Origin of the sequence: Mesorhizobium sp. M1406 (assembly GCF_040317555.1) — a bacterium.
In the GTDB taxonomy this organism is placed as follows: Bacteria; Pseudomonadota; Alphaproteobacteria; order Rhizobiales; family Rhizobiaceae; genus Mesorhizobium.
In genome coordinates this window covers 170,061-188,736 of the sequence record NZ_JAMYKW010000006.1, presented here as the reverse complement: position 1 = coordinate 188,736, position 18,676 = coordinate 170,061, and the positions used below count along the sequence as shown (strand labels likewise).

Annotated in this window: 19 protein-coding genes and 1 pseudogene; 15 read left to right on the top strand and 5 right to left on the bottom strand. The window is 63.9% G+C overall.

Going from position 1 to position 18,676, the window contains the following annotated elements:
- Positions 1 to 25: 25 nt before the first annotated feature.
- A pseudogene (locus tag NKH03_RS08610) lies at positions 26 to 141 on the bottom strand (DMT family transporter); the annotation flags it as partial.
- 204 nt (positions 142 to 345) lie between these two features.
- Here NKH03_RS08610 and NKH03_RS08605 point away from each other — a divergent pair.
- The 14 genes from NKH03_RS08605 to NKH03_RS08540 all read left to right on the top strand — a co-directional run bounded on the left by NKH03_RS08605 (position 346) and on the right by NKH03_RS08540 (position 13,609).
- Complete coding sequence (locus NKH03_RS08605) at positions 346 to 1,677, top strand: ABC transporter substrate-binding protein (RefSeq protein ID WP_352968046.1); 1,332 nt, start codon at positions 346 to 348, stop codon at positions 1,675 to 1,677.
- Positions 1,678 to 1,900: 223 nt separating this feature from the next.
- Positions 1,901 to 2,848 carry a carbohydrate ABC transporter permease gene (locus NKH03_RS08600; RefSeq protein ID WP_352968045.1) on the top strand — a complete coding sequence of 316 codons (948 nt, stop codon included), beginning with the start codon at positions 1,901 to 1,903 and terminating at the stop codon, positions 2,846 to 2,848.
- Positions 2,845 to 3,795, top strand: a complete 951-nt coding sequence (locus NKH03_RS08595; RefSeq protein ID WP_352968043.1) for a carbohydrate ABC transporter permease — start codon at positions 2,845 to 2,847, stop codon at positions 3,793 to 3,795. The genes NKH03_RS08600 and NKH03_RS08595 overlap by 4 nt, the downstream gene beginning before the upstream one ends.
- Positions 3,796 to 3,994: 199 nt before the next feature.
- Positions 3,995 to 4,198 (top strand): hypothetical protein, encoded by a 204-nt coding sequence (locus NKH03_RS08590; protein WP_352869012.1) that lies wholly within the window; start codon positions 3,995 to 3,997, stop codon positions 4,196 to 4,198.
- A gap of 2 nt (positions 4,199 to 4,200) precedes the next feature.
- Positions 4,201 to 5,313 (top strand): ABC transporter ATP-binding protein, encoded by a 1,113-nt coding sequence (locus NKH03_RS08585; RefSeq protein ID WP_352968042.1) that lies wholly within the window; start codon positions 4,201 to 4,203, stop codon positions 5,311 to 5,313.
- Positions 5,306 to 6,319, top strand: coding sequence for an ABC transporter ATP-binding protein (locus tag NKH03_RS08580; RefSeq protein ID WP_352968041.1), 1,014 nt, complete (start codon positions 5,306 to 5,308; stop codon positions 6,317 to 6,319). The genes NKH03_RS08585 and NKH03_RS08580 overlap by 8 nt, the downstream gene beginning before the upstream one ends.
- Before the next feature lie 85 nt (positions 6,320 to 6,404).
- Positions 6,405 to 8,048, top strand: a complete 1,644-nt coding sequence (locus tag NKH03_RS08575; protein ID WP_352968040.1) for a dihydroxyacetone kinase subunit DhaK — start codon at positions 6,405 to 6,407, stop codon at positions 8,046 to 8,048.
- A 72-nt stretch (positions 8,049 to 8,120) separates the two neighbouring features.
- Positions 8,121 to 8,723 carry a dihydroxyacetone kinase subunit DhaL gene (gene dhaL, locus NKH03_RS08570; RefSeq protein ID WP_352968080.1) on the top strand — a complete coding sequence of 201 codons (603 nt, stop codon included), beginning with the start codon at positions 8,121 to 8,123 and terminating at the stop codon, positions 8,721 to 8,723.
- Complete coding sequence (gene dhaM, locus NKH03_RS08565) at positions 8,720 to 9,109, top strand: dihydroxyacetone kinase phosphoryl donor subunit DhaM (protein ID WP_352869026.1); 390 nt, start codon at positions 8,720 to 8,722, stop codon at positions 9,107 to 9,109. The genes dhaL and dhaM overlap by 4 nt, the downstream gene beginning before the upstream one ends.
- 21 nt (positions 9,110 to 9,130) lie before the next feature.
- On the top strand, positions 9,131 to 9,433 hold the full coding sequence (locus tag NKH03_RS08560; RefSeq protein ID WP_352869029.1) for an HPr family phosphocarrier protein: 303 nt from the start codon (positions 9,131 to 9,133) through the stop codon (positions 9,431 to 9,433).
- A complete protein-coding gene (ptsP, locus tag NKH03_RS08555; RefSeq protein WP_352968038.1) occupies positions 9,417 to 11,003 on the top strand; it encodes a phosphoenolpyruvate--protein phosphotransferase in 1,587 nt (528 codons plus the stop codon). The genes NKH03_RS08560 and ptsP overlap by 17 nt, the downstream gene beginning before the upstream one ends.
- Before the next feature lie 11 nt (positions 11,004 to 11,014).
- Positions 11,015 to 11,437: a hypothetical protein gene (locus NKH03_RS08550; protein ID WP_352881567.1), complete on the top strand. Its 423-nt coding sequence runs from the start codon at positions 11,015 to 11,017 to the stop codon at positions 11,435 to 11,437.
- A gap of 95 nt (positions 11,438 to 11,532) precedes the next feature.
- Complete coding sequence (dhaK, locus tag NKH03_RS08545; protein ID WP_352968037.1) at positions 11,533 to 12,519, top strand: dihydroxyacetone kinase subunit DhaK; 987 nt, start codon at positions 11,533 to 11,535, stop codon at positions 12,517 to 12,519.
- Between the two features lie 70 nt (positions 12,520 to 12,589).
- Positions 12,590 to 13,609, top strand: coding sequence for a nucleotidyltransferase family protein (locus tag NKH03_RS08540; protein ID WP_352968036.1), 1,020 nt, complete (start codon positions 12,590 to 12,592; stop codon positions 13,607 to 13,609).
- A 7-nt stretch (positions 13,610 to 13,616) separates the two neighbouring features.
- Here the strand turns inward: NKH03_RS08540 and NKH03_RS08535 are convergent, their stop codons facing one another.
- From NKH03_RS08535 to NKH03_RS08520, 4 genes are all read right to left on the bottom strand, one after another.
- The gene (locus NKH03_RS08535) at positions 13,617 to 14,504 is read right to left on the bottom strand and encodes a phosphoenolpyruvate carboxykinase (ATP) (protein WP_352869043.1); all 888 of its coding nucleotides are present in this window, start codon (positions 14,502 to 14,504) and stop codon (positions 13,617 to 13,619) included.
- Between the two features lie 86 nt (positions 14,505 to 14,590).
- On the bottom strand, positions 14,591 to 15,025 hold the full coding sequence (locus NKH03_RS08530) for a lasso peptide biosynthesis B2 protein (protein WP_352869162.1): 435 nt from the start codon (positions 15,023 to 15,025) through the stop codon (positions 14,591 to 14,593).
- 20 nt (positions 15,026 to 15,045) lie between these two features.
- Positions 15,046 to 15,330, bottom strand: a complete 285-nt coding sequence (locus NKH03_RS08525; protein ID WP_352869046.1) for a PqqD family protein — start codon at positions 15,328 to 15,330, stop codon at positions 15,046 to 15,048.
- Positions 15,331 to 15,773: 443 nt separating this feature from the next.
- Positions 15,774 to 16,571, bottom strand: a complete 798-nt coding sequence (locus tag NKH03_RS08520; RefSeq protein ID WP_352968035.1) for a DUF2259 domain-containing protein — start codon at positions 16,569 to 16,571, stop codon at positions 15,774 to 15,776.
- A gap of 143 nt (positions 16,572 to 16,714) precedes the next feature.
- Here NKH03_RS08520 and NKH03_RS08515 point away from each other — a divergent pair, with 143 nt between their 5' ends.
- Positions 16,715 to 18,622 (top strand): propionyl-CoA synthetase, encoded by a 1,908-nt coding sequence (locus NKH03_RS08515; RefSeq protein WP_352968034.1) that lies wholly within the window; start codon positions 16,715 to 16,717, stop codon positions 18,620 to 18,622.
- Positions 18,623 to 18,676 lie beyond the last annotated feature (54 nt).

Sequence of the window (18,676 nt, the reverse complement as noted above, 5' to 3'; positions counted from 1 at the left end):
ACGGTCGCCGTGCAACCGGGGCGGCTCAGAGCCGGGTGCGGGAAAACGGGTTCCAGCGCACGGTGCCCAGCCGCGCTTGCTCGCGCACCATGGTCAGCAGCCGGCTCCACCGACGACCGCCAGGCCGTAGCCGACCAGCGCTTTTCCCAACGTTTTCAGACATCGCCATGAGCATGCTGCGGCGCAGCAACGAATTTGCTTGCCTTGTTTAGTAAAAATTGCATCACTAAACAAATTACTAAACATCTGCGATGCTGTTGCGCCGCCATGTTTGGGCCCCTGAGGAGAGGGGTTGAAGGCTCTTGAAACCGTCATCCGGGCGCGTTTCGCAAATGGGAGGAAGACATGAAATCGAGTTTGAAACTGGCGTTGGGACTGACCTCGGCGATTGCAGCGTCGACAGCCGTCTCGAACGTCGCGCACGCTGAAGACCTGACGCTCTGCTGGGCCGCCTGGGACCCGGCAAACGCGCTTGTCGAACTGTCCAAGGATTTTACCAAGGAAACCGGCATCGGCATGAAATTCGAGTTCGTGCCGTGGACCAACTATGCCGACCGGTTCCTCAATGAGCTGAATTCGCACGGCAAGCTGTGCGACCTGATCATCGGCGACAGCCAGTGGATCGGCGGCGCCGCCGAGAACGGCCACTACGTCAAGCTGAACGACTTCTTCGACAAGGAGAAGATCAGCATGGACGACTTCGTACCGGCAACCGTCGTCGGCTATTCGGAATGGCCGAAGAACACGCCGAACTACTGGGCGTTGCCGGCCATGGGCGACGTCGTCGGCTGGACCTATCGCAAGGACTGGTTCTCCAAGCCGGAACTGCAGAAGGAATTCAAGGAGAAGTACGGTTGGGATCTCGGCCCGCCGGCCACCTTCGACCAGCTGAAGCAGGTCGCCGAGTTCTTCCAGAAGCGTGAGATCGACGGCAAGACCGTCTACGGCGCCTCGATCTATACCGAGCGCGGCTCTGAAGGCATCACCATGGGCGCCATGGACGTGCTCTACAGCTATGGCTTCCAGTACGAGAACCCCAAGAAGCCCTATGAGATGGAAGGCTTCGTCAACTCCGACAAGTCGGTGAAGGGCCTGGAGTTCTACAAGGCGCTCTATGATTGCTGCACACCGCCCGGCGCCTCGAACAGCTACATGGGCGAAGGTGTCGATGCCTTCAAATCCGGCCAGGTGGCGATGCACATGAACTTCGCCTTCACATGGCCTGGCCTGCAAAAGGACGAGAATGTCGGCGGCGACAAGATCGGCTACTTCGTCAATCCCAAGGGTCCCGACGGCGAGCAGTTCGCCCAGCTCGGCGGCCAGGGCATCTCGGTGGTGTCCTATTCCGACAAGCAGGAAGCGGCGCTGAAATACATCAAGTGGTTCGCCAACAAGGACGTGCAGTCCAAGTGGTGGTCGCTCGGCGGCTATTCCTGCCTCAACGCGGTGGTCAAGGATCCTGCCTTCCCGGCCAGCCAGCCCTACGCGCAGACCTTCCTCGACTCGATGGCCATCGTGAAGGACTTCTGGGCCGAGCCCAGCTACGCACCGCTGCTGCAGGCCTCGCAGAAGCGCTTCCACGACTATGTCGTCGCCGGCCAGGGATCGGCCAAGGACGCACTCGACGGCCTCGTCAAGGACTGGACGCAGGTCTTCGAGGACGACGGCAAGATGTAATCGGCTCCTCCCGAGCTAGGCCCTGGAGGCGGATGATTTTCAGGTCGAACCGACCAGAAATCATCCGCCTCCAGGGATAAAAAGAGAGAGAGCATGATGTCGTCCGAAAACCGCTGCACACTTTTCGGCATCATGCTCTTGGTCCCGTGCCGCCCTTGGCACGGGACGCGGTTCAGATAAATTCCATGACAGAGACGACCAAGTGACCGAAGCAGGACTCACCATGCTCAATCGGACCGCGGAGAACGTTGCCCGGGCGACCCCGGAACCGTTGGCCCGCAAAGTCCGGGGCATCAGCGACAAGGGCCTGGCCTGGCTGTTCATCTCGCCGACGATCCTGTTGCTGCTCGCCATCAACATCTTCCCGCTGTTCTGGGCGATCTACCTGTCGTTCACCAACTACCGCGCCAACCGCCCGAACGAAGTGTTGAAGAATCTCGGCTTTGCCAACTACCAGCGCATCCTCGGCGACAAGGATATCTGGATCGCCATGCAGACCACGGCGCATTTCGTGTTCTGGACCATCCTGTTGCAGACGCTGATCGGCTTCACGCTGGCCTGGCTGATCGACAGGAAGTTCCGCGGCCATGCCTTCTGGACGACGCTGATCCTGGTGCCGATGATGCTGTCGCCGGCGGTGGTCGGGAATTTCTGGCGCTTCCTCTACGAACCGCAGATCGGCCTGTTCGCCTACGCGATTTCCTTCGTCACGAGGATCCCGCCGACCGATATCCAGATGCTCTCCAACGTGTCGCTGGCGCCCTGGTCGATCATCATCGTCGATACGTGGATGTGGACGCCCTACGTGATGCTGATCTGCCTCGCGGGCTTACGCTCCATTCCCGAATACATCTATGAGGCGGCCGAGGTCGACCGCGCCTCCAACTGGCGGCAGTTCTGGTCGATCACCCTGCCGATGGCGCTGCCCTTCATCATGCTGGCGGTGCTGTTTCGCGGCATCGAGAATTTCAAGATGTTCGACATGGTCAATCTGTTGACCGGCGGCGGGCCGGGCTCGACCACCGAGGTCGCCTCGATCACGCTGAAGCGGCAAGCCTTCGAAAGCTGGCGCACCGGCTATTCCTCGGCCTTCGCCATCATCCTGTTCGTTGCGGTGTTTGGCCTCGCCAACATCTACGTCAAGGCGCTCAACAAGGTGAAGCAGAGATGAGCCTGACCACAGCCCACTCGGTCGTCGCACCTTCGGCCAACTCGAAGCGCATCGCCGGCGCGATCATCATTGCCTATGCACTGATCTCGATCGTGCCGCTGCTGTGGATCTTCGCCACCAGCTTCAAGACGCCGCCGGATTCGATCGCCTATCCGCCCAAGATCCTGTTCCAGCCGAGCCTCGAAGGCTACTGCAATCTGTTCACGACGCGGACGCGGCAGACGCCGGAATACATCAACTCGCTGGGACCGGCGACGAGCTTCTGCGACGAGACCACGCGCAAGCGCAACATGGTGATCGCCGGCCCTTCCAACTTCCTGCCGCGCTTCCTCAACTCATTGATCATCGCCTTCGGCTCGACCTTCTGCGCGGTGTTTCTCGGCACGCTGTCGGCCTACGGCTTCTCGCGCTTCAAGGTGCCGCTGGCCGACGACCTTTTGTTCTTCATCCTGTCGACGCGCTTCATGCCGCCGATCGCCGTCGCCATTCCGATCTACCTGATGTACCGCGAGCTTGGCCTGTCCGACACGGCGCTCGGCATGATCCTGCTTTACACGGCCGTCAACGTGTCGCTGGCGGTGTGGCTGCTGAAAGGCTTCATCGACGAGATCCCGCGCGAATATGAGGAAGCGGCGATGATCGACGGCTATACGCGGCTGCAGGCCTTTTGGCGCACCGTGTTGCCGCAAGCCACGACCGGTATTGCCGCGACCGCTATCTTCTGCCTGATCTTCGCCTGGAACGAATACGCCTTCGCGGCACTCCTGACCTCCGGCACGGCGCAGACCGCGCCGCCCTTCATCCCGACCATCATCGGCGAAGGCGGCCAGGACTGGCCGGCGGTAGCAGCCGGCACGACGATCTTCCTGGTGCCGATCCTGGTCTTCACCATCCTGCTTCGCAAGCAATTGCTGCGCGGCATCACTTTCGGCGCGGTGCGCAAATGAGCAGCATCATGAGTTGTCAGCAGGCATGGAACCGACGGCGCGGCAGCGTCCCTTCCCCCCGTTTACGGGGAGAAGATGCCGGCAGGCAGATGAGGGGCAGCGCTAGCTTTCCGGACTTGGGCGCCGCCCCTCATCCGGCCCTTCGGGCCACCTTCTCCCCGTGTAGTGACGGGGAGAAGGTGTCGCGGAGGTTGTCGCCATGACCCGCCGCAGCTCTGCCAAGCGCTCGTCCTGGCCGCGCGCGCTCCGCCGCGGCCTGATGGAAAACATCGCGACGGCGCTGATCGCCATCGGCTTCCTGATGCTGTTCCAGCCCTTCGCGCTGTCGCTCTACACCTATTCCTTCATCACCATGCTCGCCGGCACGGTGATGTTCATCATCGTCTCGAAGTTCCCGGAATAATCATGGCCGAAATTCGCGTCCAGCACCTGAGAAAGGCCTTCGGCGATTTCGTCGCCGTGAAGGATTCCAACTTCGTCGTCGAGGATGGCGAGTTCTTCGTCATGCTAGGGCCATCGGGCTGCGGCAAGACGACGACCTTGCGAATGATTGCCGGGCTCGAATTGCCGACCGGCGGCCAGATCCTGCTCGGCGGCGACGACGTCACCATGCGGCGGGCACGCGAGCGCGACATCGCCTTCGTCTTCCAGCTGTTCGCGCTCTATCCGCACATGAACGTGCGCAAGAACATCGGCTTTCCGCTCCTGGCGCAAGGCATGCCTTCGGCCGAGATTCGCACGCGGGTCGAGGAGACGGCGAAGCTTCTGCGCATCGACCATCTGCTCAACAAATCCGTCTCCGGCCTTGCCGGTGGCGACCGCCAGCGCGTGGCGCTCGGCCGCGCCATCGTGCGGCGGCCCAAATGCTTCCTGATGGATGAGCCGCTTGGCACGCTCGACACCGAATTCCGCGATCTGATGGTCCATGAGCTGCGCGAGCTGCACAACCGCATCCACGCCACGACGGTCTATGTCACGCACGACCAGATGGAAGCGATGTCGATGGCCGACAAGATCGCGGTGATGAACCATGGCGTCATCGAACAGTTCGGCACGCCACGCGAAATCTACGACCGCCCGGCGACCATGTTCGTCGCCGACTTCATCGGCTCGCCGCCGATGAATTTCTTGGGATTCGGCGGCGGGCTCGCCAAGGGTGCCAGGGAGATCGTCGTCCAAGGCGCGAAGGTCTCGGTGCCGGAGGTGCGCGAGGATATCGCACCTGCCGACATGGTGCTCGGCATCAGGCCCGAACACATCCGCTTCGACGACAATTCGAAGCTGCGCGGTGCCATCTATGGCACCGAATATCTGGGCACCACGCAAATCGTGGCGGTAGAGACGGCGGACGGCATCATCAAGGCACGCGTCCCGGCCGAAATCCGGCTCTCCACCGGCGACCATGTCGGGTTGGCGCTGAGCAGCGCGCGGCTGTCGCTGTTCGAGAAAGGATCCGGCCGCGCCGTGAGAACCGCGATCCACGATGTCGCCTCCGAGCGGAGGGCCCAGCATGGCTGACGTGCACATCAAGAACGTGACCAAGAGTTTTGGCGACCATGCCGCCGTCGACGGCCTTGATCTGCATATATCAGATGGCGAGTTCGTCGTGCTGCTCGGACCGACGGGGGCCGGCAAGACGACGACGCTGCGGCTCATCGCCGGGCTGGAACGGCCGGATTCCGGCGCGATCGAAATCGGCGGCCACAATGCCACGACGCTGTCGCCGGCAGAGCGCGACACCGCCTTCGTCTTCCAGCAGTATTCGCTCTATCCGCATCTGTCGGTGTTCGACAATCTCGCCTTCCCGCTGCGCTCGCCGGCTCGGAAAATGCCGGAAGACCAGATCCGCCGCCGGGTCGAGGAGGTGGCCAGGATGGTGCGCATCCATCACAAGCTCGCCAACCGCTCGACCAAGCTTTCGGGCGGCGAAATGCAGCGCGTCGCCATCGGCCGCGCGCTGGTGCGCAAGCCCTCGATCTATCTGATGGACGAGCCGCTGTCGTCGCTCGACGCCAAGCTGCGCGGGGATCTCAGGCTCGAGCTGAAGCGCATCCAGACCGAACTCGGCGCCACCATGCTCTATGTCACGCACGACCAGATCGAGGCGATGACGATGGCCGACCGCATCGGCATCCTTGCCGACGGCGTGCTGGTGCAGATCGGCTCGCCGCGAATCATATATTCGGAGCCGGCGAACCTGCATGTCGCGGCAAGACTCGGCCAGCCGGCGATCAATCTTCTGCCGACCGGACTGCTGCCCGATGGTGGCGCGCCGGCGGGAACCAAGACGATCGGCGCGCGCACCGAACATCTGACGATCGAAAAGGCAACCAACGGCCACGCCGACGGCGTGGTCGACTGGGTCGAGCATCTCGGCGACCAGAACCACCTGCATGTGACGGTTGGGTCGAAGAAACTGGTGACGCTGACCGACCCCGACACGGATCTGGCGCAGGGCGACAGAGTGGTGATCCGCTACCGGTCGCCGCTGTATTTTGGCGCCGACGGACAACGACTGATGTGAATGGGGCTGATGTGAGCGGTTTTCGGTGTTTGCCTGCCAAGGGCTCGGCGCCGGTTTTTGACTTTGCGAGTACGGGACGAATTCGATGAAGCACTTTTTCAATCGCAGGGAAACGATCGTCACCGAGGCGCTGGACGGTCTGTTGCGGACCATCGGATCAGGCGATCTCGCGCGCCTCGACGGCTATCCCGAGATCAAGGTGATCCTGCGCGCCGGTTGGGACAAGACGAAGGTCAGCGTCATCTCCGGTGGTGGCGCCGGGCACGAGCCGTCGCATGCCGGCTTCGTCGGCAAGGGCATGCTGACGGCGGCGGTTTCGGGCGAGATCTTTGCCTCACCGAGCGTCGAAGCCGTGCTGGCGGCAATTCGCGCGGTGACCGGCCCGGCCGGCTGCCTGCTCATCGTCAAGAATTATACCGGCGACCGTCTCAATTTCGGCCTGGCGGCCGAGAAGGCGCGCGCCGAAGGGTTTCGTGTCGAAATGGTCATCGTCGCCGACGATATCGCTTTGCCTGACATCACCCAGCCGCGCGGCGTCGCCGGCACCTTGTTCGTGCACAAGATCGCTGGCCATCTGTCGGAAGCCGGTCATGACCTCGCGTCCGTTGCGGCAGCCGCGCGCACGGCTGCGAAGGACATCGTTTCGCTCGGCATGTCGCTGTCGTCCTGCTCGATCCCCGGTCAGCCGCATGAAGACCGGTTTGGCGAAAATGACGGCGAGCTCGGCCTCGGCATTCATGGCGAGCCGGGCGTCGAGCGCATTGCGGTGCAAAGCGCCGACAGGCTGGTCGCGATCATGGCCGAGCGCCTGTCGGCACGGCTCGACCCTGCGGCCAGCTACGCCCTGCTGATCAATAATCTCGGTTCGGTGCCACCGCTCGAAATGTCCGTTATCGCCAACGCGGTGCTTGCCGCACCACTCGCCAAAGCGATCAAGCTGACGATCGGCCCGGGCCCGCTGATGACGGCGCTCAACATGAACGGCTTCTCGCTGTCGCTGATCCGGCTCGACGCGGCACGCGAAACAGCCTTGCTGGCGCCGGTCGGCCCGCATGCCTGGATACCGGCAAAGCCCGTTGTGCCGCCTGCCGTCGTGCCGATGGCGAAAGCGGCCGGACAGAGCGCGGTGCCCAAGCCCACCCAGGATGCACGCACCAGACGGCTGGTCGTCACGGTCTGCGAAAGGCTGATCGCGCTCGAAGGCACCTTGAACGCGCTGGACGCCAAGGCAGGCGACGGCGACACCGGCTCGACGGCAGCGACCGGCGCACGCAGCGTGCTGGAACGGCTCGACACGCTGCCGCTTGCCGAACCTGCCGCGACCCTTGGTGCGATAGGTGACATACTGAGCGCGTCCATGGGCGGCTCCAGCGGCGTGCTGCTGTCGATCTTTTTCACCGCGGCGGCGCAGGCTCTGAACGGCGGCGCGAACCTGGCCAAGGCGCTGCTGGCCGGCCTGGAGCGGATGACGTTCTATGGCGGTGCAAGGATGGGGGATCGCACGATGATTGATGCCCTGGAACCCGCGCTGAAAGCGCTCGCCGCCAGTGGCCTGGAAGATGCGGCACCAGCGGCCCGACGCGGTGCCGAGGCCACCGCCGCCATGGACAGGGCGAGAGCCGGACGGTCCGCCTATGTCGGCGGTAAGCTGCAAGGCGTTGTAGACCCCGGCGCGCATGCGGTGGCCGAGGTCTTCGCGGTCGCCGCCGCGCTGCATGAAGCGGCCTGACGCATGCTCCAGTTGTCGAATGAGCGTTATTTCGATACTGCCGGAAAGGTGGAAACCAAGAATGCGGGTGACATGGCGGCGCTGAACCTTGCCGGGCTGATCGTGGCCGCCGCGGATACGATCGCCGCTCACGCCGAAGAGTTGACGGCGCTCGACCAGGCGATCGGCGACGGCGACCACGGGCTGAACATGAAGCGCGGCTTCGAGGCGGTGAGGGCCGAGGCCGAGTCGTTTTCGGCCAAGCCGCTGCCCGAAGCCCTGAAGGCGATCGGCACCAAGCTGGTGATGACCGTGGGCGGCGCTTCCGGCCCGCTGTTCGGCACCTTGTTTATGGCGCTCGGCAAGGAGATTTCGGCGGCGCCCGACCGCGCCAATCTCACCACCGCCTTCGGCAAGGCGATCGAAGCGGTGGCCGCGCGTGGCAAGTCGCAGGTCGGCCAAAAAACCATGCTCGACGTGCTGCAGCCGGTGCATGACGCGTTGGTCGAGGGAAAGACTGGATCGGAAATCGCTGACTTCGCCGACGCCGCGGCTAAGGCGACCGTGCCAATGAAGGCGCTGCGTGGCCGCGCCTCGTTCCTCGGCGACCGCTCGATCGGCCATATGGATGCCGGCGCGCGTTCGACCGCGCTTCTGGTGCGCACGATCGTCGAAACGCTGGAAGGTCAGCCATGAGCAATGTCGGCATCGTCATCGTCTCGCACTCCCCGCTGGTCGCCGAGGGCACGGCCGACATGGTGCGGCAGATGGTGGGCGACGAAGTGCCGCTTGCATGGTGCGGCGGAAACGGCCATGGCGGGCTCGGCACCAATGTTGAGGCGATCATGGGCGCCATCGACAAGGCCTGGTCGGAAGCCGGTGTCGCCATCCTGGTCGATCTCGGCGGCGCCGAGACCAACAGCGAAATGGCGGTGGAGATGATCGGCGAGCCACGGTCGCAAAAGATCATCGTGTGCAACGCGCCGATCGTCGAGGGCGCGATCATGGCGGCGACCGAGGCCTCAGGCGGTGCCTCGCTGAAAGAAGTGGTGGCGACGGCACATGAATTGTCGCCGTCGTGAGTGAACGGGAAGCTTGACGACATGTCCGCAGCAGCCGAAGCGACCGTTGTGATCACCCACGAGGTGGGCCTGCACGCGCGTCCTTCGGTGAAGTTCACCAAGCTGGCCAAGACTTTTGCCGCCGAGGTGGAAATAGCGCTGGCCGCCAACGGGCCATGGTTCGACGCCAAGAGCATCGTCAAGGTGATGGCGGCCAAGGCGCCGAAAGGCACGCTGCTGCACATCAGGGCGAGCGGCGACGGCGCCGATGATGCCGTCGACGCGCTGGTCGAACTGGTGCGGCGCGACTTCGATGAAGGCACGGACCATGTCCGGACCGCTTAGGCTGCAAGGCATTTCGGCCTCGGTCGGCTATGCCGAGGGGCCGCTGTTCGATCTCGACCGGATTGCCGCATCCTATGTCGGCAAGGCCACAGCCGCCGAAGAGAAGGCGGCGCTTGAGAGCGCAATCGCCAGTGCGGCCGCTCGTCTCACCGCATTGATCCAAACCGCCGACGGCGACGCCGCCGATATTCTTGAATTTCAAATCGCCATGCTGGAAGACGATGCACTGAGCCGCCCGGCCTTTGCCGCGATCGGGACTGGTCAACCCGCCGATGTGGCGTGGCGACAGGCACTGGATGCCGAGATCGCCGGCTACGATGCCTCAGACCAGGACTATTTCCGCGCGCGTGCCGCCGACATACGCGACATTAAGGACCAGGTGCTGCGGGCGCTGACCGAGGATAGCGATATCCAGGCACCGGCCGGCGCCATTCTCTATGGCGATGACATCGCGCCGACGCGCTTTCTCGAAACCGACTGGAGCAGCGGCGGCGGCATCGCGCTGAAGGCGGGCAGCACCGCCAGCCACGTCGCCATGCTGGCGCGCTCGCGCGGCATTCCTATGGTAGTCGGGCTGGGCGCTTCGCCGGCTCACCTTGCGGGCATCGCCCTGCTCGACGCCGAACATGGCGGCATCGTGCTGTCACCCTCCAAGGACGATATCGCCGCCTTTCGCCAATCGTCGTCGTCGTTCTCGATGCGCCGCGACCGGGCTGGAACGTTCCTGGCACGGCCGGCGGTGACCAAGAACGGCACGGTGGTGCGCGTGCAGGTCAACATCGCCGACCCGTCCGAAGTCGACGGCATCGACATCGCCACCTGCGACGGTGTCGGCCTGATGCGCACCGAATTCCTGTTCGGCAGGACGCTTCCGGATGAGGAGACGCAATATCGCGCCTACCGCAAGGTGCTGGAGTGGGCCGGCGGCAAGCCAGTGACGATCCGTACCGTCGATGCCGGCGGCGACAAGCCGGTTCCGGGCTTCACCGTCGAGGAGAGCAACCCGTTTCTTGGCCTGCGCGGCATCAGGCTGTCGCTGGCAAGACCGGAGGTTTTTCGTGTACAGATTCGTGCGCTGTTGCGCGCCGCCGTGCACGGCAGTCTGAAGGTGATGTTCCCGATGATCGCCGTTATTGAGGAATACAGGCAGGCAGCGGCGATGTTCGCCGAGGAACAGGCAGCGCTTGCCGCGCGCGGCATCGCGCACAAGATGCCGCCGCTCGGCATCATGGTCGAGGTGCCTTCGGTGGCGATCGTGCCGGAAGCCTTTGCCGAGGCCGCCTTCTTCTCGATCGGCTCCAACGATCTCACCCAATATGTCATGGCTGCGGCCCGCGACAACGCCGCCGTGGCACATCTCAATTCGGTCCGTCATCCGGCCGTGCTGCGGCTGATCGCCGCCGTGACCGCATTCGGCCAGCGTGAAAAGATTCCGGTCAGCCTGTGCGGCGATGCCGGCGGCGATCCCGCCTCGATCCCGTCGCTGCTCGAGGCCGGCCTGCGCGATCTTTCCGTCGCGCCGGCGCAACTCGCCATGGCCAAGGCGGCCATCGCCGATATTTCGGTCTAGGCGCGGCTGGCATGATCGACAAGAAGCCCGAACCCGGTTCCGAAGAGGCAATCCGCGCCTACAAGACGATCCTGTCGCACGTCATCGACCAGCGGCCGTCCGGCATGCGCCAGCGCCTCGCCGACGCGCTCGGCAAGCATCGCAGCTTCGTCACGCAGATTTCGAGCCCGGCCTATTCGATCCCGATCCCGTCAAAACATTTGCCGGCTATATTTTCGGTGTGCCATTTCAGCCCGGCAGAGCGCGATCAGTTTCTCGCAGCCTATCATCAGGCGCATCCGGGAAAAATGTCGGTCGCGGCAGGCATGCGCAAGACGCGGCATGTTTCATTGATCGTGCCGGATTTCGGCGACGACAAGCAGAACGCCGCGCTCGACAGGGCTGTCAACGATTTCATCCAGAAGATCACCAGCATCACCGGCAAGGGTGGCTGACCCCTTGGAGTTTGTACGCAATTCCGGACGGAAAACCGTTACACACTTTTCCTGGAATTGCTTCGATGTCACGCCTATTTCGGGAGGAGACGGCCGTGAAGAAATTCATGAATTCGGTGGACACGGTGCTGACCGAGAGCCTCGACGGTTTCGTTGCCGCCCATGCCGACATCCTGGTGCTTGGCGACGAGCACAAATTCATCCGCCGCAAGACCTTGCGGCCGGGCAAGGTGGCGCTGATCTCCGGCGGCGGCTCCGGCCACGAGCCGCTGCATGGCGGCTTTGTCGGCCATGGCATGCTGGACGCCGCCTGCCCCGGCCAGGTGTTCACCTCGCCGACACCGGACCAGATGCTGGCGGCGGCGGAAGCCGTCGACACCGGCGCCGGCTGCCTGTTCATCGTCAAGAACTACGAGGGTGACGTGATGAACTTCGACATGGCGGCAGAGATGTCGGAAGGGATCCAGCAGGTCGTGACCAATGACGATGTCTCCGTCGAGAATTCTTCTTATACGACCGGCCGGCGTGGCGTCGCCGGCACGTTGGTGGTGGAAAAGATCGTCGGCGCGGCGGCCGAACATGGCCTGGCGCTGGCGTCGTTGAAGGCAGTGGGCGACCGCGTCAACGCTGCCACCCGCTCCATGGGCGTGGCGCTGACCAGTTGCACGGTGCCGGCGGCGGGCAAGCCGACTTTCGACATCGGCGACGGCGAGATGGAATTCGGCGTCGGCATCCATGGCGAGCCCGGCCGCCGGCGCGATACGTTGAAAAGCGCCGACGCTATCGCGCAGGAGATTTGTGCCGCGATCCTGGGCGATCTCGGCGACGGGGCGAAAGGCCCGGCGCTGCTGTTCGTCAATGGCTTCGGCGGCACGCCGCTGATGGAACTCTATCTGATGTACAACAGCGCGCGGGCGATTTTCGAGAAGCACGGCGTGACGGTGACCCGTTCGCTGGTCGGCTCCTACGTCACCTCGCTCGACATGGCCGGCTGCTCGATCACACTCACCATGCTCGACGACGAGACGACGGCATTCTGGGATGCGCCGGTGCGCACGGCGGCACTGCGATGGGGCATGTAACGCTGGCTTCCACTCCGCTTTTCTGCAACCATCCTGGACAATCCCTTTAGCCGCAACATTGTCCGGGTTGATGCTGCCATCTCTCACGCCACCCGAAGAAAAGCTGCTGCTGCGCTACGCCGATCCGGAAGCGTCGGCCTTCGACGCCGATAATTTGCCGGCAAAGTCCCTGACGGCGCTGCTCGACAATGCCGAGTTCCATGGTGTCCTGCCGATCATGCTGCGCAAGCTCAGCGGCGACGCGCGGCTGCCACCGGATCAGGGGCTGCGGGACAGACTGGAGGATCTGCGCCAGAAGGCGACGATCGCCACCGGCCAGTCGATGCTGCTGCGGTACCATGGCGACCGCATCATGAAGGGGCTGGCGGCGGACAACGTTCCGGCGCGGATCGTCAAGGGGCCGGTCTTCGCGCGCAAACTCTACCGCAACGTCGCCGACAGGCCGTTCACCGACATCGACATACTGGTCGAGCCGGCCAACCTGGCGCGGGCAAACCGGGTGATCGCGGCATGCGGCTTCGAGCTTGGCAGCAACGAGGCGCAATCCTACGAGTTGCAGGAGTTCAAATGGCTGGAGAAGGAGAATTCGAGCCTGCTGGTCGAACTGCATGGCGATCTGGTGCATGACACCGGCATGCGGCGGCGCCTGTCGCTGGGGTTCCGGGAATTGCGCGCCATCGACGGCGAGGCGACGGACACGCCGGCGGCGCTTTTGACGATCGCCATCGTGCATGCCGCCGGCGGCCACAAATTCCACCGGCTGCAGCTTTGCGTCGACGTGCTGCAAGGGGTGCGGGCGTTGCAGTCGGCGGAAGCGGAAGCGTGCCTGTTCGACGCTGCCCGCATGACCGGGATCGAGCTCGAACTGGCTGTTGTGCTCAATGTGACCGGCGAATTGTTCGAGGAGACCCGCGCGCTTGAACTCGCCGGCCGCATCAAGCCCGATCTCTCGATACGGCTGGCCAGACGGTTGATCACCACGAATACGCTGCTCGGCGTCAATTCCAGGGACAAGCTTGGTTCGCGCCTGCGCCGCGACGCCTTCCGATGGATCCAGCGGCTGGCCAAGGCCAGGCCACAGCTTGCCTGACTTGACGTCAATCCGGGGTAGAGCTGATCAGCGCCGCCGCGTCGGCCGGGTGCGCGCCCACCTCCAACCGGAAGGTCGGCACCGAATTGACCAGCCCGGCGATGGTCGCCAACCGGCGTTTTTGCATTGGCAGCAGCCCGGTCATGCCCGTGCGGACATTGTCCACTGCCAGCGCCACCATTGCGTCGGTCCTGGCCATGGCGACGAGCCGGGTCTGGCTGTCGGCGGAGCGCGCCAAGTGCAGAAGGGCCGCTACCGGCCGGGCGGACGCGTTTTCGACCCGCACGATCCCGGCCAGCCTTTCAAGCGAGACCGGCTGTTCGCCGTTGCGATCCCACGTCTGGCCGAGGCATGGCGCCACCCGCGGAATCATCTGCGCCGTCTTCCGGTGGATCTTGACGGCGCGCGGCAAGCCCCAGGCCACGACCTTGCTTGAAGCGACATTCACGATCATGGCGTCGTCGGAGCAGAGGCCAAAGCCCTGCGTTGCCAGAGCCAGCGACGTCGTGGTCTTGCCGGTGCCGCTCGGGGCATGGATCAGCACCACCGCATCGCTGCCCGGCAACGTCAGGCCCGCGGTATGCAACATATGCTGGCCGCCAGCGTCGAGCGCGGCGTCGAGCACCAGCATCCAGGCCGTCCAGGCGACTTTCGTGCCGGGGCGCACCCGGAGCTCGGCCCAACCCTCGTCGCTCTTGATCGAGACGGTGAGACGTGCGGGAAAGACGAGATGGATGGTGCCGCCGGCCTCAATCATCCGGCAGTGGCCATCCTCCGGGACCTCGCCATCGAAAACGAGGGATCCGTGGGGTGTCTCATCTAAGGTGTCGGTCTCGGTGATATCAAGGCGAAAGCCCGGCTCGACGGGTTCGGCGATACGCAGGCCGGCGAACATCCTGTCGAAATCCCGCCACAGCTCGGTGCGCTCGGCCGATATGCCGAGAATCTGGCCGTTGAGGGCGTAGCACGCTGAAGGTCTGGTCAAGCGGGACGCACCTTCGTGGCATCGGCATGGTGACGGTAGATCTCGACCATGCCGGGAAGGCTGTCGCTGACCACCGGCCTGCCGTCGAGGCAGACCCAGCAATGCGCCGACATGCGTGGCGCGTGCATCGACTGGGGATCAACGCCGAAGCGCAGGTCCGGATCGAAGCCGGCAAGGCGCAGGAAACGATGGCCGAGCAGACCCTCTCTCAGACACCTGCGGTCGCGCATCAGCCAGGGATGGCGGACGGTGCGGTTGACGCTGGCGACGATGTAGGCGGACGGCAAGCCGCGATAGGGCGTCGACGAGGTGAGCGGCGCCCATTTGAGCACGTCCTCGAAGCTGCGGTTGGCGACCAGGAACGGCATCAGCCGCGCGCTTGCCCAGAGATGGCAGCGAAACAAGGCGCGCATGAGCGGACCGTCGGCCATCAGGCGCGTATCTTTAGCCATCAAGCACCCGGCGCGGCGAGGATACCTTCCTCGATCAGATCGGTGGCCAGTGACGCCATATCCTGATCGAGCGTCCCCTTGTCGACCTCGAACTCCCCGCAAAGCAGGTCGACGATCTGGTCGAGGTTGCGCGCGCCGTCCACCTTGTCGAGGAAGGCTTCGGTCGTGCCGTTGCATGTGTAAAGCTGGCCGCTGCGCGCCAAAAGCACGACTGCACCATCGCCGACATGCTGGACCGAAGCGTCTTCCGCCAGCCGCAGAACCGTTCCAGAGCCAATTTCCATCACCAACCCCACCAAGCCATGCAAAAACCCCGGATTTCAGATAGCGCGGCGATGGAACGCTGTCTATCAGCCGATCATGGAGACCGGCGGCGGGCAGCCGCGGTTTTGCGTTCCGACAGATCCTCGTCCCGGTCGCGAAATCGCATCCGCGGCCTGCTCCCGGCCGGAATCGTCTCAGAAATAGACGCCAAGGCGAGGCATGGACAAGGGAACCGACCGGCTCGGCCGTTGCTTTTCTTCCCTGGAGTAAGGTAAAGCCTGCCTGGGTCTTGGGGAGATAGCGTATGGGTTACAATTGGGAGCGGGCTCCGACGAGCTTCGAACGTCACAGAAAAGCGCTGGCGACGGCAATTTTGATCGCTGGCGGCATTGGTCTCATGCTTGTGGCCCTGCCTATCTAGAACCATCAATAGACATCGACAGGGCAACTTTGGGCCGTCGTGTCAGCGCGGTTGCCCGGTCACGGCGAGGAAGCGGCGATCACGCCCCTCAAAACCCTGGCTGAAACGCTGTACCAGCACGACGATCACCGCCGGCTTGCCGGCCGGGGTGAATTCGTAGGATTCCGACAGGCTGTAGGAGGTCGGGCAGTTTCTTGAGCCCGGCACGGCCTTGTCCTCGTGCAGGATCTTGAACGGCTTGCTGTCTTGCCCTTGCAGCGTCAGCCGGAAGCCGAGCGCCTTGCCGGATGTATCGCCTTGCCGCGCCGCATCGAAACTCGCCGAACAATCGCCCGTGCTGGCCGCCAGGATCTGGTCGAGCTGAATGGTCGAAATACCCGTTTCGCCATAGAGCGGCGCCAGCCATTTCTGCGACACCTGTTCGAGGCGGGAAATGTCGTTGTAGGCAATCATCTCACCTGGAAAGGTGAACTTATCGGAAGCTGTCTGATCACCGCGCGATGCGATGGCATATCTGGCAAGAACGGGCGCCGCCCTGACGGCGGCCTGCGCCCTCGCCTGTTCCAGGGTCAGCGTCGCCTCCTCCGACGCGTCGACGACGAGGATCGGCTTGCCGCCGACGAATTCATCGGTGCGCGTGTCGATGATGTCGATCTCCGACCAGCCGGAGTCCGAGGCGCCGGCATCGAGCGTTCCATATTGCTCGAAGGCGAAATAGACACCGTCGGGCGAAAAACCGATGATACGCCGTGCCGCGGCATCGCCGGCCTGAGCGGCTCCGGTGGAGATCGCGAGCAAGACAGCCAGGAAGGATGGAAGCAAGGATCGCCTGGCAAACATCGCGGCTCCAATCCCATATCGCAATTTCATAGCAGCTTGCCCCCAAGCACCAGGTCGATGTCGTCAGCACAATGGCGTACATTTGCGGCCAAGGTTAGAGCGCGCTATCTGGAGGGAAGAAAATCGTTCCTGGGGAGGGCCTTATGGCTTCACGCTATCACGAGGTCTATGACGGCTGGAAACGCGACCCGGAGAAATTCTGGGCGGACGCGGCCGGCGCCATCGACTGGTATTCGCCCTACGACAAGGTGTTCGACGCCACTGCCGGGGTCTATGGCCGATGGTTCACCGGCGCCACCTGCAACACCTGCTACAACGCCATCGACCGCCATGTGGCGGGCGGACGCGCCGGCCAGATCGCGCTGATCCATGACAGCGCCATCACCGGGACGGTCAAGAAATTCACCTATGCCGAACTCAAGCGCGAGGTGGTCGCACTCACCTCGGTGCTGAAGAACCGCGGCATTCGCAAGGGCGACCGCGTCATCATCTACATGCCGATGGTGGCCGAGGCGGCCATCGCCATGCTGGCCTGTGCCCGCATCGGCGCGGTGCATTCGGTGGTGTTCGGCGGCTTTGCCTCGCATGAGCTCGCCACCCGCATCGACGACGCCAGGCCGAAGCTGATCATTTCCGCCTCCTGCGGCCTGGAGCCGGGCCGCGTCGTCGCCTACAAGCCGCTGCTCGACAAGGCGATCGAGATCTCCCGCCACAAGCCGGACGCCTGCCTGATCCTGCAGCGCGACCAACTGCGCTGCGAACTGAGGGAGCATTTCGACATCGACTACGCCGATGCCGTCGCCCGCGAACGAGCAGCGGGCGCCAATATCGATTGCGTGCCGGTGCTCGCTACCGATCCGCTCTACATCATCTACACATCGGGCACGACCGGCCAGCCCAAGGGCATCGTGCGCGACAATGGCGGCCACATGGTCGCGCTGAAATGGACGATGGAAAACGAGTTCGGCGTCAACCCGGGCGAGGTGTTCTGGGCGGCATCCGATGTCGGCTGGGTGGTCGGCCATTCCTATATCGTCTACGGGCCGCTGCTGCATGGCTGCACCAGCATCCTGTTCGAGGGCAAGCCTGTCGGCACGCCCGATGCCGGCACCTACTGGCGGGTGATATCGGAGCATGGCGTCGTCGCACTTTTCACCGCGCCGACCGCGTTCCGTGCCATCAAGGGTCAGGACCCGAAGGGCGAGTTCATCGCGAAACACGATTTGTCGAAATTCCGCACGCTGTTCCTCGCCGGCGAGCGCGCCGACCCGGAAACCATCAAATGGGCGGAGCAGAAGCTGAACGTGCCGGTGGTCGACCACTGGTGGCAGACCGAGACCGGCTCGCCGATGACGATCAATCCCGCCGGCCTCGGCCTGCTGCCGGTGAAATACGGCTCACCGGGCGTGCCGATGCCCGGCTACGATATCCGCGTGCTCGACGATGCGGGCCACGAAGTGCCGCGCGGCACGCTGGGCAATGTGGTGGTCAAGCTGCCGCTGCCGGCCGGCTGCCTGCCGACGCTGTGGAACGCCGATGAACGGTTCCGCCAAGCCTATCTCGACGAGTTCCCCGGCTTCTACAAGACGGCGGATGCCGGCATCGTCGACGAGGACGGCTATCTCTACGTCATGGCCCGCACCGACGACATCATCAATGTCGCCGGCCACCGGCTGTCGACCGGCGCCATGGAAGAGGTGCTTTCGGCCCATCCCGATGTCGCCGAATGCGCGGTCATCGGCATTGCCGACGCCATGAAAGGGCAGGTTCCGCTCGGCTTCGTGGTGCTGAATGCTGGTGTGACGCGCGATATCGGCCTCATCGAGACCGAGGTGGTCGGCCTGGTGCGCGAACGCATCGGCCCGGTCGCCGCCTTCAAGACGGTGGTGACGATCAAGCGCCTGCCCAAGACACGCTCGGGCAAGATCCTGCGCGGCACCATGCAGAAGATCGCCGACAAGGAAGAATGGGCGATGCCTGCGACCATCGACGACCCGGTCATCCTCGACGAGATCGCCGCCGCCCTGAAGGAGCGCGGGATCGGCCTTTGAGCCGCTGAAGGGCTTGGCTTGTCGGGGCTGCCATGCTTGAGTGGCGATGGTCCG

Coding starts and splice junctions, on each gene's coding strand:
- ptsP (WP_352968038.1), top strand. CDS start 9,417: ATGTCCGGACCGCTTAGGCTGCAAGGCATTTCGGCCTCGGTCGGCTAT.
- NKH03_RS08575 (WP_352968040.1), top strand. CDS start 6,405: ATGAAGCACTTTTTCAATCGCAGGGAAACGATCGTCACCGAGGCGCTG.
- NKH03_RS08590 (WP_352869012.1), top strand. CDS start 3,995: ATGACCCGCCGCAGCTCTGCCAAGCGCTCGTCCTGGCCGCGCGCGCTC.
- NKH03_RS08515 (WP_352968034.1), top strand. CDS start 16,715: ATGGCTTCACGCTATCACGAGGTCTATGACGGCTGGAAACGCGACCCG.
- NKH03_RS08550 (WP_352881567.1), top strand. CDS start 11,015: ATGATCGACAAGAAGCCCGAACCCGGTTCCGAAGAGGCAATCCGCGCC.
- dhaM (WP_352869026.1), top strand. CDS start 8,720: ATGAGCAATGTCGGCATCGTCATCGTCTCGCACTCCCCGCTGGTCGCC.
- NKH03_RS08600 (WP_352968045.1), top strand. CDS start 1,901: ATGCTCAATCGGACCGCGGAGAACGTTGCCCGGGCGACCCCGGAACCG.
- NKH03_RS08540 (WP_352968036.1), top strand. CDS start 12,590: ATGCTGCCATCTCTCACGCCACCCGAAGAAAAGCTGCTGCTGCGCTAC.
- dhaL (WP_352968080.1), top strand. CDS start 8,121: ATGGCGGCGCTGAACCTTGCCGGGCTGATCGTGGCCGCCGCGGATACG.
- NKH03_RS08520 (WP_352968035.1), bottom strand. CDS start 16,571: ATGTTTGCCAGGCGATCCTTGCTTCCATCCTTCCTGGCTGTCTTGCTC.
- NKH03_RS08580 (WP_352968041.1), top strand. CDS start 5,306: ATGGCTGACGTGCACATCAAGAACGTGACCAAGAGTTTTGGCGACCAT.
- NKH03_RS08585 (WP_352968042.1), top strand. CDS start 4,201: ATGGCCGAAATTCGCGTCCAGCACCTGAGAAAGGCCTTCGGCGATTTC.
- NKH03_RS08535 (WP_352869043.1), bottom strand. CDS start 14,504: ATGTTCGCCGGCCTGCGTATCGCCGAACCCGTCGAGCCGGGCTTTCGC.
- NKH03_RS08605 (WP_352968046.1), top strand. CDS start 346: ATGAAATCGAGTTTGAAACTGGCGTTGGGACTGACCTCGGCGATTGCA.
- NKH03_RS08530 (WP_352869162.1), bottom strand. CDS start 15,025: ATGGCCGACGGTCCGCTCATGCGCGCCTTGTTTCGCTGCCATCTCTGG.
- NKH03_RS08595 (WP_352968043.1), top strand. CDS start 2,845: ATGAGCCTGACCACAGCCCACTCGGTCGTCGCACCTTCGGCCAACTCG.
- NKH03_RS08525 (WP_352869046.1), bottom strand. CDS start 15,330: ATGGAAATTGGCTCTGGAACGGTTCTGCGGCTGGCGGAAGACGCTTCG.
- NKH03_RS08560 (WP_352869029.1), top strand. CDS start 9,131: ATGTCCGCAGCAGCCGAAGCGACCGTTGTGATCACCCACGAGGTGGGC.